Raw genomic sequence first — 14,309 nt, 5'->3', positions numbered from 1 at the left:
AGACTCTTTCGTGTCCGATTCCCGGTCGAAGCGGGCTGCTTTCCAGTTCCTCGCTTTCGCGTTTCCCTTTCCGGCGATTCCGACTCTATCAGATCCTTTCGGGCCTGATTCCCAGTCAGCGGGTTTCGCCTTCCCGGCCGTTGGGCCGTTCCGACGAGTGAGACTTTAGCGGAATCCCCGGCCCCGAAGCTAATCGGGCCACCTTCGAACGCTGATTCCCCATCTCGCACATGCGCACAGAAAGACGTGCGACAGATGTCGCGCGTTTTGCGTGGTTACTGCGGAATGGTTGTCCGGGGACCGACCGGGGTCGGCGCTCACGTCGGACAACTCGGAGCACACTACGGAGCAGTCCGGGCCGTGTCAACCCCGGTGTGTTCGGGGCGACTGTCGGCCGCGCGGAAGGCCGGTCGGCGGTCGCGCGGCCTCCGCCCGGGAGCGTCCCGACGTCCCGACGCCTGGAGATCCCGCTGCCGGCGCCCTTTCGGCGGGCCACCTGCGGGAGGGGCAGGCCCGTCCGCTCCGGCGGCTTCCGTGCCGCGGTCACCTACGGGGCGATGAGCCGGCGCAGCGGGCCGTCCCCGGCGTGTCCCGGGTGTGTGTGGGCGACGGTTCGGGCCGACGTCCCGGTGTGCGCGGCGAGCCCCTCCATCGTGTGGGTTCCGCCGGATGGGCGAGCGCCTGCGTGCGTACGGCTGCGGGAGTCCAGATACCGGTCGGACCGCGCGGTGGGGGTGTCCCGACGGCCTGTGTCCGTGTGCCCGTACAGGACGAGGCGGTGAGCGTCGAACGGGTGAACGTCGCCGCCGTTGCGTCTCCGTGTGCCGTACGGACCGGCTGGAGGCAGAGGCCTGTGGCCGGGGCGACGTACCCGCCGATGGCCGGACGGAGTCTTCGTGGCCGAAGAGCGGGGCCCGCACCGCACCGCACTGCTCAGCGAAGCCGGGCGTGCGGCAGACCGTCAGGCCCGGGTGGGTGACGGCCCGGCAGCCGTCCGGACGTACCGCCCGGGGCGAGGGTGTAGGCGCCGCCGCAGAGCGGGGCGACGGAACTCCGCCGGGAGTGGGCGCGCCGCAGTTCTCCGAGGGTCGGGGCGGGGCGTCGAGGCCGGGGACCACGATCAGGTCGGCCGGCTCGACGGCGTGCGGGCGGGTGGGGGCGAGGCCCCCGGAGGACGTTCTGCGCAGCGGGGTGACGCGAATCCACCGCCGTGTTCCTGCACGGCGGTGGATTCGCGGGCGTGGCGGGCCGGGAAGAGTGGTGGCCCGGCGGCGCAGTGGTCACCCGTTGCCGGAGGCCAGTTCACGGCTGCGGTCGCGGGCCGCCTCCAGAGCGGCGATGAGGGCGGCCCGCACGCCGTGGTTCTCGAGCTCCCTGATGGCGCTGATAGTGGTGCCTGCGGGGCTCGTGACAGCCTCGCGGAGTTTCACCGGGTGTTCGCCGCTGTCCCGGAGCATGATCGCGGCACCGATGGCGGCCTGGACGATCAAATCGTGGGCCTGCGCCCGGGGAAGGCCGAGCAGGATCCCCGCGTCGGTCATGGCCTCCACGAGGAAGTAGAAGTAGGCGGGCCCGGAGCCGGAGAGCGCGGTCGCCGCGTCCTGCTGTGATTCCGGGACGCGGAGCGTCTTGCCGACACCGCCGAAGATGGCGTCGGCGTGGGCGAGGTGCTCGGCGGTGGCGTGGCTGCCCGCCGAGATGACGGACATGCCCTCGTCCACGAGGACGGGCGTGTTCGGCATGACGCGTACCACCGGGGTCCCCGCGGTGAGGCGGTCCTCGATGAAGGCGGTCGTGATGCCGGCGGCCGCGCTGATGACGAGGCGGTCGGCGGCGACGTGCGGGGCGAGTTCGTCCAGGAGCCGGCCCATGTCCTGGGGCTTGACCGCGAGGATGAGGATGTCGGCGGACTTCGCCGCCTCCGCGTTGCTGACGGACTCGACGCCGTAGCGGGTGCGGAGCTCCTCGGCCCGTTCGGAGCGGCGGGTGGTGACCAGCAGGTCGGGTGCGCGCCAGCCCGCCCGGATCATGCCGCTGAGCAGTGCCTCGCCGATTTTCCCTGTACCGAGGACTGCGACTGTCTGGGTCATGCGGTTCATCCTCCGGGGGGCTGTACTCGTCGTTGCCGCCATCCTCGCACCGGCCCGTCAGCCGGTGCGGCGTCGGAGGGTGGCCGCTCCGAGACAGAGGACGAGCAGGGCAGAGCCGGCGACGATCAGGACGTCGCGGTAGAAGTCGGCGGTGGCGGCCGTGTGGGTCAGGACCTGGTTCATGCCGTCGACGGCGTAGGACATCGGCAGGACGTTCGAGATGGCTTCGAGGACCGGGTGCATCCGGTCGCGTGGCGTGAACAGGCCGCACAGGAGCAACTGCGGGAAGATCACGGCCGGCATGAACTGGACCGCCTGGAACTCGGAGGCGGCGAAGGCCGAGACGAACAGGCCGAGTGCGGTGCCCAGGAGCGCGTCGAGCACGGCGACCAGCAGGAGGAGCCAGGGTGATCCGATGACGTCCAGGCCGAGGACCCACACCGACATGGCGGTTGCCAGGAGCGACTGGACGACGGCGACGGTACCGAACGCGAGCGCGTACCCGCCGATCAGGTCACCCTTGCGCACGGGCATGGCGAGCAGCCGTTCGAGGGTGCCCGAGGTGCGTTCGCGGAGGGTCGCGATGGAGGTCACCAGGAACATGGTGATCAGCGGGAAGATCCCCAGCAGTGAGGCGCCGACGGAGTCGAAGGTCCGCGGGTCGGCGTCGAAGACATAGCGGAGCAGCGTGATCATCAGGACGGGGACGATCAGCAGCAGCGCCACGGTGCGGGGGTCGTGACGGAGCTGGCGCAGGACGCGGGCGGCGGTGGCCAGAGTGCGGGCGGGGCTCACGGCGGTGGCGACGGTGGTCATCGGGTCGGCTCCTCGCGGATGGTGTTGGCCTCGTCGACGAGGTGGAGGAAGGCTCCCTCGACGGTGGCGGAGCCGGTCCGGGTACGCAGCGCGTCGGGGGTGTCGTCGGCGAGGATCTCGCCCTCGCGCATGAGCAGCAGCCGGTGGCACCGTTCTGCCTCGTCCATCACGTGCGACGAGACGAGGATCGTGGTGCCCCGCTCGGCGGCGAGGGCATGGAAGAGGTTCCACAGGTCCCGGCGGAGTACGGGGTCGAGGCCGACCGTCGGCTCGTCGAGTACCAGCAGTTCGGGCGTACCCAGCAGGGCGACGGCGAGGGAGACGCGGCTGTGCTGGCCGCCGGAGAGGTGCCCGGCGAGGACATCCGCGTGCGAGGCGAGGTCGACGTCCCGGACGGCGCGGATGACTGCCTCCCGGCGGGACGCCGCGTGACCGCGCCCGGGTCGCAGTACGGCGGCGAAGTAGTCGAGGTTCTGCCGGACCGTGAGGTCGGAGTAGACCGAGGGGGCCTGGGTGACGTAGCCGACCCGGGGGCGCAGGCCGGGATGGCCGGCAGGACTGCCCAGGACGTCGACGGTTCCGGTGACGTCGGCCTGGGTGCCCACCACCGCCCGCATGAGCGTGGACTTGCCGCAGCCCGAGGGACCGAGGAGGCCGGTGATCCTGCCCGGCGCGACGGTGAAGTCGAGGCCGCGCAGGACGGTGCGGTCACCCCGTACGACGGTGAGCGCGCGCGCCTCGACGGCTCCCGCCTCTGCGGCATCCGAGTAATTCATCATGCGATGAATATGATCCTGCGGCAGGCCCTGCGTCAAGGGATCGGCGTCCGCGGGACGGGAGGCCGGGCGTGACCTCTCGGGCCGGACGCCATGAAGAACCCCGCGCCGCAGGCGACGGACACGGGGTTGCGCACACGGGCGCGTACGCGGGCGGCCCGGGGGTGGTGGGCGCGGGTCCGCGAGTCGGGGTGCGGGCAGGGAGGCAGTGCGCCGCAGGGCCGGTATGTGTCCATGCCCGGGTCCGAGCCGGTTCCGAGCCGGGTGAGGGAGACGGCAGGGGACCGGAACGCCGAGGTGGCGACGAACGGCGGAGAGGGCGCCCGGGGCCCAGCGGTCTGCCACCGTCCGGGCCCGGATGGCCGGACGAACGCCGCGGGCGGACGCGGCGGGCGTTCCGGTGGGCAGGTGGGCGGGGAGTGGGACGGTCGGGGGTCGGGGGTCGGGGGCCTAGGAGGCCGGACGGGCGCGAGACGGACGGGCGGGGAGCCGGACAGCCAGGGGCCGGAGGTCCGGGAGGCCGGGAGCCGGGGCGGGCGAACAGGTGGCCGGGCGGGCGGCGCGACGGGAAGGGACGCGGGGCCCGCTGGGCGAACGGCGTCAGGGTACGCAGCGAAACCAGGCACAACGCACGGGAAGCGGCCGGCCGGACGCACGAAGCCGGAGCAGGACGACACGGCAGGACGACAGGACGACAGGACGAGAACAGGACAGCGGACCGGTCCCCCCACCTCCGTCCCGCTCCGGCGGGACGGGCCGGTGGCGCCGGGTACTCCCCGGGCAGCCGGGCCAAGCCGGAATCAGGCAGCGGACGGCGGAGGGGCGGGGCCGGACGGCGCGCAGGCCCGGGTTCGTCTACCTGCGACCGGGGCGCTTGCCCTTGATGTTCTTGCGGGCCGCCGGGTTGCCCGTGCGGGTCGCGCGGCGCCTGGCGTACTGGGCCAGTGCCGTCTCGTACTCCCTACGCCGGAGCTTCTCGCCCGGCGCCTCGGTGAAGGAGCGAAAGAAGTAGGCGAGCAGCGAGCCGATGAAGCCGATCGACTTGAGGCCGCGCAGCCGGTCCTCGCCGGACGGGTCCGCAGGGCGGCGGCCGAAGCCCTCCCAGGTCTTGCGGAACGCGATGGCACTGCACACGGCGAACATCAGCACGACGAGCATGCCGACGAAGTCTCCGACCTCGGCGATCTCCAGCCCCTGGTACGCGAAGCGGAGCACGAAGCACGACGCCACCGTCGCCACGAGGGACCCTGCGGTGGCCCCTGCCCGGCGCAGCCCGTAGCCACCGTCGTGGTCGACCCAGGTCGTACCGAAGAAACGGAGAGGTTCGGGCTGCGGCCCCGGTGCCGTGCCGCTGCCTGCGGTCATGCCGGACGCTTCGCTGTTCTCGCTCACGGGGTCGATTATCCCCGGGCGGGAGGTGGTCGTGTCGGGCGTGGCGCGGGCGAGCCGCCGTCACTGCCGTGCGGAGACGGTCTTCCCCGACGTCGTCGGCTCCGGGATCTCGCGGCCGCCGGTTTCGGGACCGCCGCGGCGCCGGGCGCCGGTGCGTTCGGGCACCTGGCGCGTGCGCCGGCGGCTCCGGCTGCCTGGCTCGGAGAAGCGGCGATGCCCCGCGGGGCCGGCCACCTTCCTGCGGTGGCGGGCCTCGCTGCGGTCCCCGGCGAGCCCGGCACCCTGCTTGCTCCCCCGCGGCACCCACGCCGCGCTGGGTCACCGCCGGCGTGAGGGACGCCCCACCCACCCGTGGGGCCGGGGGGCGGGGCCGTCCGGAGGTCGGGCGTCAGCGGAGTCCGGAGACGTCGCGGACCGCGCCGCGGTCGGCGCTGGTGGCCATCGCCGCGTAGGCGCGCAGGGCCGCCGAGATCGTGCGCTCGCGGTTCTTCGGCGCGTAGACGCCGTTCAGGGCCGCACGGCGGGTGGCGAGCTCCGCGTCGGGAACGAGGAGCTCGATGGACCGGTTCGGGATGTCGATGCGGATCCGGTCACCGTCCTCGACCAGCGCGATCGTGCCACCGGACGCCGCCTCGGGCGAGGCGTGCCCGATGGACAGGCCCGACGTGCCACCGGAGAAACGGCCGTCGGTGACGAGCGCGCAGGCCTTGCCGAGGCCGCGGCCCTTCAGGAACGACGTCGGGTAGAGCATCTCCTGCATGCCCGGGCCACCGCGCGGGCCCTCGTAACGGATGACGACGACGTCACCCTCCTTGATCTCCTTGCGGAGGATCTTGTCGACGGCGTCCTCCTGCGACTCGCAGACGACCGCGGGGCCCTCGAAGGTCCAGATCGACTCGTCGACGCCCGCCGTCTTCACGACGCAGCCGTCCTCGGCGAGGTTGCCCTTGAGGACGGCCAGGCCGCCGTCCTTGGAGTACGCGTGCTCCAGGTCGCGGATGCAGCCTCCGGCCGCGTCCAGGTCGAGGGTGTCCCAGCGCTCGGACTGCGAGAAGGCGGTCGCGGAGCGGACGCAGCCGGGGGCCGCGTGCCAGAGCTCGACGGCCTCAGGCGACGGGGAGCCGCCGCGGATGTCCCAGTTCTTCAGCCACTCGGCGAGGGTGTCGGAGTGGACCGCGTGCACGTCCTCGTTGAGGAGACCGCCCCGGTGCAGCTCGCCGAGGAGGGCGGGGATGCCTCCCGCCCGGTGGACGTCCTCCATGTAGTACGTACCGCCGGGGGCGACGTTGGGGGCGACCTTCGACAGACAGGGGACGCGGCGCGAGACCTCGTTGATGTCGTCGAGGTCGTAGTCCAGCTCGGCCTCCTGCGCGGCGGCGAGCAGGTGCAGGATCGTGTTGGTGGAACCGCCCATGGCGATGTCGAGAGCCATGGCGTTGTCGAACGCGGCGCGGGTGCCGATGGAGCGCGGCAGGACCGTCTCGTCGTCCTGCTCGTAGTAGCGCCTGGTGATCTCGACGACCGTGCGGCCGGCCTCCTCGTACAGCGCCTTGCGGGCGGTGTGGGTGGCGAGGACCGAGCCGTTGCCGGGGAGGGAGAGGCCGAGGACCTCCGTCAGGCAGTTCATCGAGTTGGCGGTGAACATGCCGGAGCAGCTGCCGCAGGTGGGGCAGGCGTTCTCCTCGATGCGGAGGATGTCCTCGTCGGAGATGCTCTCGTCGACCGCGTCGCTGATCGCGTTGACCAGGTCGAGCTTGCGGACCGTGCCGTCGACGAGGGTGGCCTTGCCGGCCTCCATCGGGCCGCCGGAGACGAAGACCGTGGGGATGTTCAGGCGCATGGCGGCCATCAGCATGCCCGGGGTGATCTTGTCGCAGTTGGAGATGCAGATCAGGGCGTCGGCGCAGTGGGCCTCCACCATGTACTCGACACTGTCCGCGATGAGGTCGCGGGAGGGCAGGCTGTAGAGCATGCCCTGGTGCCCCATGGCGATGCCGTCGTCCACCGCGATGGTGTTGAACTCGCGGGGCACCGCGCCCGCCGCCTTGATCGCCTCGGAGACGATCCGGCCGACCGGGGCCAGGTGGGTGTGACCGGGGACGAACTCCGTGAAGGAGTTGGCCACCGCGACGATCGGCTTGCCGATGTCCTCGCTCGCTACACCGGACGCGCGCATAAGGGCGCGGGCGCCCGCCATGTTGCGGCCGTGGGTGACAGTGCGGGACCTCAGCTGGGGCATCGTCGCTCGCTCCTTCGACAGAAAAGACTGCCTCCGAGCGTACGCCTCTCGTGCCAAGATCTGGACATCCTGTCCGGAATGCGGGACCGGATGCTCAGCGGGCGGGCAGGGCCGGAGCCCCGCCCGTTCCCTGCCGCCGCGCGGTCACACCGCGGGGAGCGCCAGCACGCGTCGCCCGTGGAGCGCGGCCAGCCGTTTGCCGCCGGCGACCACGTACCACGGGTCTACCGACCCCGAGCCGTCGTTGTACGTCCAGCGGAGGGTGCCGCTGCGCACGTCGTAGGCCTGGACGCCGCCGTTCTCGTCGAACTCCGTCGCCGCGTACAGAGTGTCCCCGACCTGGGCGAACTGCAGCGGGACCGAGAACTCGCCCAGATCGGCGTTGTGCCACCGCCGCTTGCCGGTGGCGGGATCGACGGCCCAGAGGGCGTGGACGCTGTCCGAGGCGTAGAGCACGCCCTCGAGAACGGTCGGGCCGTTGAACGTGCCGAACTCCTCGGTCTCCAGGGCCCAGCGCTCGGCACCGTCGTCGAGGGCGAACGAGCGCAGGTGCCGGCCGTCGGCGACGTACACCGCACCGTCGTGGGCGGCGATCCTGTCCCAGTTGGACCTGCTGATCTTCTTCGTCCACAGCTGCCGTCCGGTCGCGGTGTCGCGGACGGTCAGGTTCTCGCGGTGGTCGGTGTAGACGAGGCGGTCGCCCAGCACCGTGGGGGTGATGCCGTACTCCTCGGTCCCGGCGTCCCGCTGCTCGTTCCAGACGGCCTTGCCCGTACGGATGTCGACGGCGGCGATCACGTTCCGCCGGGAGCTGAGGTCCTTCTCCAGAATGCCCGCCAGCACGTACACGCGTTCGGTGTCAGCGCCGATGGGCCGGGGCTGGGCGTACGCTCCGTCGAGGCGGCTGCGCCATGTCTCCTTGCCGGTGGCCGGATCGAGACCCACGAGGTCGCCGTCGTACGTGCCACTGGCCAGATAGAGCGTGTCCCCACCCATGATCAGCCGCGCACCCGGCTGGGCGGCACCCGGCAGCGACCACAGCTTCTCGCCGGTGGCGAGGTCCCGCGCCGTCAAGGGGTCGTCGGCGATCAGCACCACGTCCCCCACGACCGCCAGCACCTCGTCGCTGCCGAGGGAGCCCACCCCGGCGGGCTCCTGCCACAGGGCACGGGGGGCGCGCCCGGCCGGCGGAGTCGTGAACGCGTCCCCGCCGCCCTTCTCGCCCCCGCCGGGCTTCGGCTTCTCCGTGCCGCCGGAGGCACCGGCCTCCTCGGGACCGCAGGCCGCGGTCACCGTTCCCGCCACGGCGACGCCCAGGCCCACGCCGGCCATCCTCAGCAGCCTTCGGCGGGTCAGGGCGCCGTCGGCGGCGTACCCGTCCGGCTTGCGTATGTGCCGAGTCGTCACGGTTCGTCTCCCACCATCGTCTTCACCACGTGCTGTCCGGCTCGCGGGTCCCGGACAGCCAACCATCGATATCCGGCCACGACGGCGCCTGATACCGAGTCGCGACATCGTTGTGAAGCGACCGGCACAGCGGTCACACAGGCGGGACGGCGGTCATTCGCCGGCCAGATACCGCTGGAGCGCGGGGGCCACCAACGCGATGATCTTCTCCGGGTCGGCCGACGCCAGCGGTTCCGCCCGGATGACGTACCGAAGGATCGCGATGCCGATCATGTGGGAGGCCGCGAGTTCCGCGCGGAAGGTGGGGTCGGGTACGTCGAGGTCCGCTGCGATGCGCTCCAGCAGCCGGCGCAGCACGAATCCGCGCAGCACGGTGGCCGCCGCTTCGTTCGTGAGCGCGGAGCGCAGGACGGCCAGCAGAGGCGCCCGGGAGACCGGGTTCTCCCAGACCCCGATGAAATACCGGGCCAGCCGCTCGCCGACGTCCTCGGAGGGCCCGCCCAGGATCGCCGGGATGACGGCTGCGGGCTCGAAGGAGAGTTCGACGGCCGCGGCGAAGACCTCGTCCTTCGTACCGAAGTAGTGGTGGACCAGGGCGGCGTCGACCCCCGCCGCCTTGGCGATGCCCCGCATCGACGTCCGGTCGTAGCCCCGGTCGGCGAACTCGGCCCGGGCCGACTCCAGAATCCGGGTCCTGGAGTCGGGGCCCGCGGTTCCCGGTGCGCGTGCGGGGCGGCCCCGGCGCCGGGGGGCCGGGCCGTCCGTGGCGTCCGCCGTCACGGGCGGGGGGCCCGCACCGACGACGCCAGGTGCAGCCGGGTGAAGGCCAGCGCCTCCGCGAGGTCGGCCTCGCGTTCGGCCGATGACATGGCGCGGCGTGTGTTGACCTCGATGACCACATGGCCGTCGAAGGCCGTACCGGCCAGCCGCTCCAGCAGTTCGGCGCACGGCTGGTCACCGCGGCCCGGCACCAGGTGCTCGTCCTTGCCCGAGCCCTTGCCGTCGGCGAGGTGGACGTGGGCCAGCCGGTCGCCCATCCGGTCCACCATGGCCAGGCCGTCGGTGCGCGCGGTCGAGGTGTGCGAGAGGTCCACGGTGAAGTGGCGGTAATCGTCCTGGGTGACGTCCCACGCGGGGGCGTACGCGAGCATCTCGCGGTCCCGGTAGCGCCACGGGTACATGTTCTCCACGGCGAACCTCACGTCGGTCTCGTCCGCCATCCGCCAGATTCCGTTGACGAAGTCGCGGGCGTAGTTGCGCTGCCAGCGGAAGGGCGGGTGGACGACCACGGTCGACGCCCCGAGCTTCTCCGCCGCGGCCCTGGCCCGCTGGAGCTTGACCCACGGGTCCGTGGACCAGACCCGCTGCGTGATCAGCAGGCAGGGCGCGTGAACGGCGAGGACCGGGACCCCGTGGTAGTCCGAGAGCCGCCTCAGCGCCTCGATGTCCTGGCTGACGGGATCGGTCCACACCATGACCTCGACGCCGTCGTAACCCAGGCGCGCGGCGATCTCGAAGGCCGTCGCCGTCGACTCCGGATAGACGGAAGCCGTCGACAGGGCGACCTTCGCATCCGGGATGCGCACCACTGGTTCTGCCACGTTGACAGGGTACGGGCAGCCGTGGGGCGCACCAGGGGTTCCCCGGCCGAAAGTGACCAGGGCCATGGCGGTCCGGACGCCCCTCAGATGAGGGAGACCTGTCCCTGGGGCAGGTGGTCCAGGCGGCGCAGGATGACTCCCTCGCGCAGCGCCCAGGGGCAGATCTCCAGCTCCTCGACCGCGAACAGGTCCATCGCCGCCTCGGCGACCAGCGCCCCGGCCAGCAGCTGCCCGGCCCGCCCCTCGGCGACCCCGGGCAGGCGCCCGCGCTGCTCGACGGTCATCGCCGACAGCTTGGGCACCCACTCCTCCAGCGCCTTGCGGGTGAGGGTGCGCTGCACGTACAGCCCGTCCGCGGAGCGTGCGGCACCGGCGATCCTGGCGAGCTGCTTGAAGGTCTTGGAGGTCCCCACGACGTGGTCGGGCGGCCCCAGTCTGGCGAACTCGCCGACCGTACGCGCGATGCCGGTGCGGACATGGCGGCGCAGCGCCCGGATGTCCGACGGGTCCGGTGGATCGCCCGGCAGCCAGCCCGCCGTGAGACGGCCTGCCCCGAGCGGCAGCGAAACCGCGGCGTCGGGCTCCTCGTCCAGCCCGTACCCGGCTTCCAGCGACCCGCCGCCGATGTCCAGGACCAGGAGCTTGCCCGCCGACCAGCCGAACCAGCGGCGGGCGGCGAGGAAGGTGAGCCGGGCCTCCTCCTCGCCGCTGAGGACGGCGAGGGCCACCCCGGTCTCGTCCCTGACCCTGGCCAGCACCTCGTCGGCGTTGCAGGCCTCGCGCACGGCGGAGGTGGCGAAGGCCAGTACGTCCTCACACCCCTTGTCCTCGGCGGCCTGGAGCGCGTCGGCGACCGTCGAGACGAGACGGTCGACACCCCTCGGGCCGATGGCGCCGTCCCGGTCGAGGAGCTGGGCCAGCCGAAGCTCCGCCTTGTGCGAATGCGCGGGCAACGGTCGGGCGCCGGGGTGCGCGTCGACCACCAGCAGATGAACCGTGTTCGACCCCACGTCGAGGACTCCGAGTCTCATACCCGGAACGCTACTGCGGCACGGGGTCCGGACCGACCGGCAGGGCGAGGCGGCGCCGTGGGGTTCGGCACGGGCCTTCTCCCGCCCGCCGGTTGCCGCCCGGCCTTACTCTGGGCGCGTGCCAAAGACGAAAAAGGCGAAGCCGGACAAAGTCACGAAGAAGCAGAGAACGAAGCAGGAGATGCCGCAGCCGGAGACACCCGGGCCGGACGAGCCCGACGAGAAGGGACTCGACTTCGCTCGGGCCTGGGTCGAATTCCCCGACCCCGCCGACGACGAGCAGGTCTTCCGCTGCGATCTGACCTGGCTGACGTCGCGGTGGACCTGCGTCTTCGGCAGCGGCTGCCAGGGCATCCAGGCGGGCCGCGCGGACGACGGGTGCTGCACGCTGGGCGCGCACTTCTCGGACGAGGACGACGAGAAGCGGGTGGCCGGCCATGTCGCGCGGCTCACACCGGAGCTGTGGCAGTTCCACGACGTCGGCACGAAGACGGGCTGGGTCGGCGTCGACGAGGACGGCGAACGCCAGACCCGGCGCTGGGAGGGCTCCTGCATCTTCCAGAACCGGCCGGGGTTCCCGGGCGGCGCGGGCTGCTCCCTCCACATCCTGGCCCTGCGGGAGGGCAAGGAACCGCTGGAGACCAAGCCTGACGTGTGCTGGCAGCTGCCGGTCCGGCGGACGTACGAGTGGATCGACCGGCCCGACGACACGCGCGTGCTCCAGGTGTCGATCGGCGAGTACGACCGACGGGGCTGGGGGCCGGGCGGACACGACCTGCACTGGTGGTGCACGTCGGCGACCTCCGCGCACGGGGCGGGGGACCCGGTCTACGTCTCCTACCGCCCCGAGCTCACCGAGCTGATGGGAGCGGAGGCGTACGACCGGCTGGTCGAACTGTGCGAGCAGCGGCTCTCCTCACTGCTGCCGATGGCCCCGCATCCGGCCGACCCCGTGTGAGCCGCCCGGCCCGGACCGGCGGTCCGGGCCGTGGTTCCCCGAGGGTCCGGGCACGGGTCTGCGGGCGGGCACGGCCCCGCGGGCGGCAACGGGCACGGGTGGGCACCACCCGCAGACGGGCACCGCTGTCCTTGCCGCCGGACGGGTCGTCGATCCGCGCGCCGTCAGCCGGGCGGCTGCGTCGTCCCGCCCGCCTCCGTCGCCGGCCCGGACGGCGGTGGTTCGGGTGACGTGCCGGTGGGGGACGGAATGGGCCCGGGTGATCCGGGCGGATCGGTGGCCGGGGGATCTGTCGCGGGGGGTGTCGGGTCCGTGGGGTCCGGCGGGGCGGTGGGTTCCGTCGGCTCCGGGGGGTCCGACGGACCGGACGGCGGGGGCGGTGAGGAGGGAGCGGGGGGGCCGGACGGGCCGGGGGAACCCCCGGACGAGGGATCCGGAGCCGGCCCCGGCTTTCCGGGGGCCGGGGCCGGTACGCCGGACCCCGTGATCGCCACCACGGACCCGGAGGGGGTGAACCGGACGCGCGCGCTCCAGGGGCCCTCCGGCTCGGCCGTCCGGTCGACGCTGACGTACAGGGTGACGCTCCGCCCGGGGGCGAGCGTGCCGGACGAGCGGCTGAGGCTCAGCCAGGGGACGTCCGTCCTGGCCGACCAGGCGACCGGTTCACCTCCGGCCACCTCCAGGGTGATGGCCGTCAGGCCTCCGGAGGAGTGGGCCGACACCTCCAGCGTGCCGGAGCCCTCAGGACCGGCCGGCACACTCAGGACCTCCGCCGAGACGTCCGGCCGCCGGGCGTCGCCGGGGAACCACCCGTCGCCTTCGGGGCCGGCGTTGCCCGCGTTCTCGTACTCCTCGTAGGGAGTGCCGCCGGATCCCGCTTCCCCGTCCCTCTCCGTCGCGCTGACCGAGGACCCGTCGCGCCCTTCCCCCGTCAGCGGCGCCCCCCGGTAGGCGGCCCAGAGGGCGATCACCGGGGCGGCGACCACCGTCGCCACGACCGTCGTCGTCACGACCCGCGCGCGCAGCCGGTCCCGGCGGGCGGCACGGTCCTTCGGATCGAGGGGGAAACCCGTCCGGCCGAAGCGTGGAGCACCCGGCCTGGTCCGCCTGGCATGGGCCAGGGCGACCCGCACGGAGGGGCGCGGAGCCTCCACGACCGCCAGCGCGGCGGCCGGGGTGACGCTCGCACCGGGCCAGGGTCCGGCCGCACCCGCCCGCTCGGCGGCCCGACGGCACCGCGGACAGTCGTCGACGTGCCGGACGAGCTCACGGCGCAGGGCCGCGGAGAGAAGCACCCGGTGGCTGCCGACGAGCCGGGCGACGGTGGCGCAGTCACCCCGCTCGACGACGGCGAGGGCGGCACGGGTGCGCTCCACCTCGCACGCCGCGGCGGCCAGCAGCTCGCGGGCCCCGGCGGGGTCGAGGCCGAGCACGGCCGCGACCGCGCGCGGTGGGAGCCCGTGACGGACGGCCAGCTCCAGCGCCTCCCGCTGCTCCGGGGTGGTGCCCGCGGCCTCCGGCCAGGCCAGCCGCGCGAGTTCACGCCGACGGGCTTCCGCCGCGGGCGACTCCGCGCTCCCGGGGCCTGCCGCCGTGTCGCCGGCGGGGCGGATCCCGGCGGTGGGAGCGGGCACGGGGGGCGGCGGAGCGGTCGTACGGCGATGGGCCTGCCGGCCCCGCTGCCGCTCGGTGAGAGCGCGCAGGCACGTCCACCTGGCCAGGGCGTACAGCCAGGATTTACGTTCCTCCTCGGCCGCGGGGCACCGGCCGTCCTGCCGTTCCGCGATCGCGAGGGCCGAGCCGAGCGCGTCGGTGGCCGCCTCGTGGTCGCACAGCACGGAGAGGCAGTAGGTGAACAGGCCGTCGAGGTACGGCTCGTAACGTGCGGGCGTGCGCTGTGCCGACGGGTGGGGCGCACGTCGCTGCGCGCGGTGTGCGCCGGTGGTGTGTCCGGGGATCTCCAGCCTGCTGCTCGTCACCTGGCGACCGTAGGCAGAAA

At 73.0% G+C, this 14,309-nt stretch carries 11 protein-coding genes; 1 reads left to right on the top strand and 10 read right to left on the bottom strand.

Translation table 11 applies throughout. The annotated features are described in order from the left end of the window. Positions 1–1,280 precede the first annotated feature (1,280 nt). The 9 genes from proC to BA175_RS16245 all read right to left on the bottom strand — a co-directional run bounded on the left by proC (position 1,281) and on the right by BA175_RS16245 (position 11,352). The gene (gene proC / locus BA175_RS16290; RefSeq protein ID WP_069171988.1) at positions 1,281–2,090 is read right to left on the bottom strand and encodes a pyrroline-5-carboxylate reductase; all 810 of its coding nucleotides are present in this window, start codon (positions 2,088–2,090) and stop codon (positions 1,281–1,283) included. Between the two features lie 57 nt (positions 2,091–2,147). Beyond that, a complete protein-coding gene (locus tag BA175_RS16285; protein WP_069171987.1) occupies positions 2,148–2,906 on the bottom strand; it encodes an ABC transporter permease in 759 nt (252 codons plus the stop codon). Next, complete coding sequence (locus BA175_RS16280) at positions 2,903–3,685, bottom strand: ABC transporter ATP-binding protein (protein ID WP_069171986.1); 783 nt, start codon at positions 3,683–3,685, stop codon at positions 2,903–2,905. Before BA175_RS16280 ends, BA175_RS16285 begins: the two co-directional genes overlap by 4 nt. A gap of 852 nt (positions 3,686–4,537) precedes the next feature. Next, positions 4,538–5,074 (bottom strand): hypothetical protein, encoded by a 537-nt coding sequence (locus BA175_RS16275; protein WP_069171985.1) that lies wholly within the window; start codon positions 5,072–5,074, stop codon positions 4,538–4,540. 388 nt (positions 5,075–5,462) lie between these two features. Continuing rightward, positions 5,463–7,313, bottom strand: a complete 1,851-nt coding sequence (ilvD, locus tag BA175_RS16265; protein ID WP_069171983.1) for a dihydroxy-acid dehydratase — start codon at positions 7,311–7,313, stop codon at positions 5,463–5,465. A 144-nt stretch (positions 7,314–7,457) separates the two neighbouring features. Continuing rightward, a complete protein-coding gene (locus BA175_RS16260; RefSeq protein ID WP_069171982.1) occupies positions 7,458–8,720 on the bottom strand; it encodes an outer membrane protein assembly factor BamB family protein in 1,263 nt (420 codons plus the stop codon). A 153-nt stretch (positions 8,721–8,873) separates the two neighbouring features. Continuing rightward, positions 8,874–9,500, bottom strand: a complete 627-nt coding sequence (locus BA175_RS16255) for a TetR/AcrR family transcriptional regulator (protein WP_069171981.1) — start codon at positions 9,498–9,500, stop codon at positions 8,874–8,876. Then, a complete protein-coding gene (locus tag BA175_RS16250; protein ID WP_069172154.1) occupies positions 9,497–10,306 on the bottom strand; it encodes a sugar phosphate isomerase/epimerase family protein in 810 nt (269 codons plus the stop codon). Before BA175_RS16250 ends, BA175_RS16255 begins: the two co-directional genes overlap by 4 nt. Before the next feature lie 98 nt (positions 10,307–10,404). After that, the gene (locus tag BA175_RS16245) at positions 10,405–11,352 is read right to left on the bottom strand and encodes a Ppx/GppA phosphatase family protein (RefSeq protein WP_069171980.1); all 948 of its coding nucleotides are present in this window, start codon (positions 11,350–11,352) and stop codon (positions 10,405–10,407) included. A 118-nt stretch (positions 11,353–11,470) separates the two neighbouring features. Here BA175_RS16245 and BA175_RS16240 point away from each other — a divergent pair, with 118 nt between their 5' ends. After that, a complete protein-coding gene (locus BA175_RS16240) occupies positions 11,471–12,310 on the top strand; it encodes a hypothetical protein (protein WP_069171979.1) in 840 nt (279 codons plus the stop codon). A 164-nt stretch (positions 12,311–12,474) separates the two neighbouring features. Here the strand turns inward: BA175_RS16240 and BA175_RS16235 are convergent, their stop codons facing one another. Beyond that, on the bottom strand, positions 12,475–14,289 hold the full coding sequence (locus tag BA175_RS16235) for a BACON domain-containing protein (protein WP_069171978.1): 1,815 nt from the start codon (positions 14,287–14,289) through the stop codon (positions 12,475–12,477). Positions 14,290–14,309 lie beyond the last annotated feature (20 nt).

This window comes from Streptomyces griseus (assembly GCF_001715295.1).
Classification (GTDB): Bacteria; Actinomycetota; Actinomycetes; order Streptomycetales; family Streptomycetaceae; genus Streptomyces; species Streptomyces griseus_G.
This window is presented reverse-complemented; position numbering and strand designations above follow the sequence as displayed.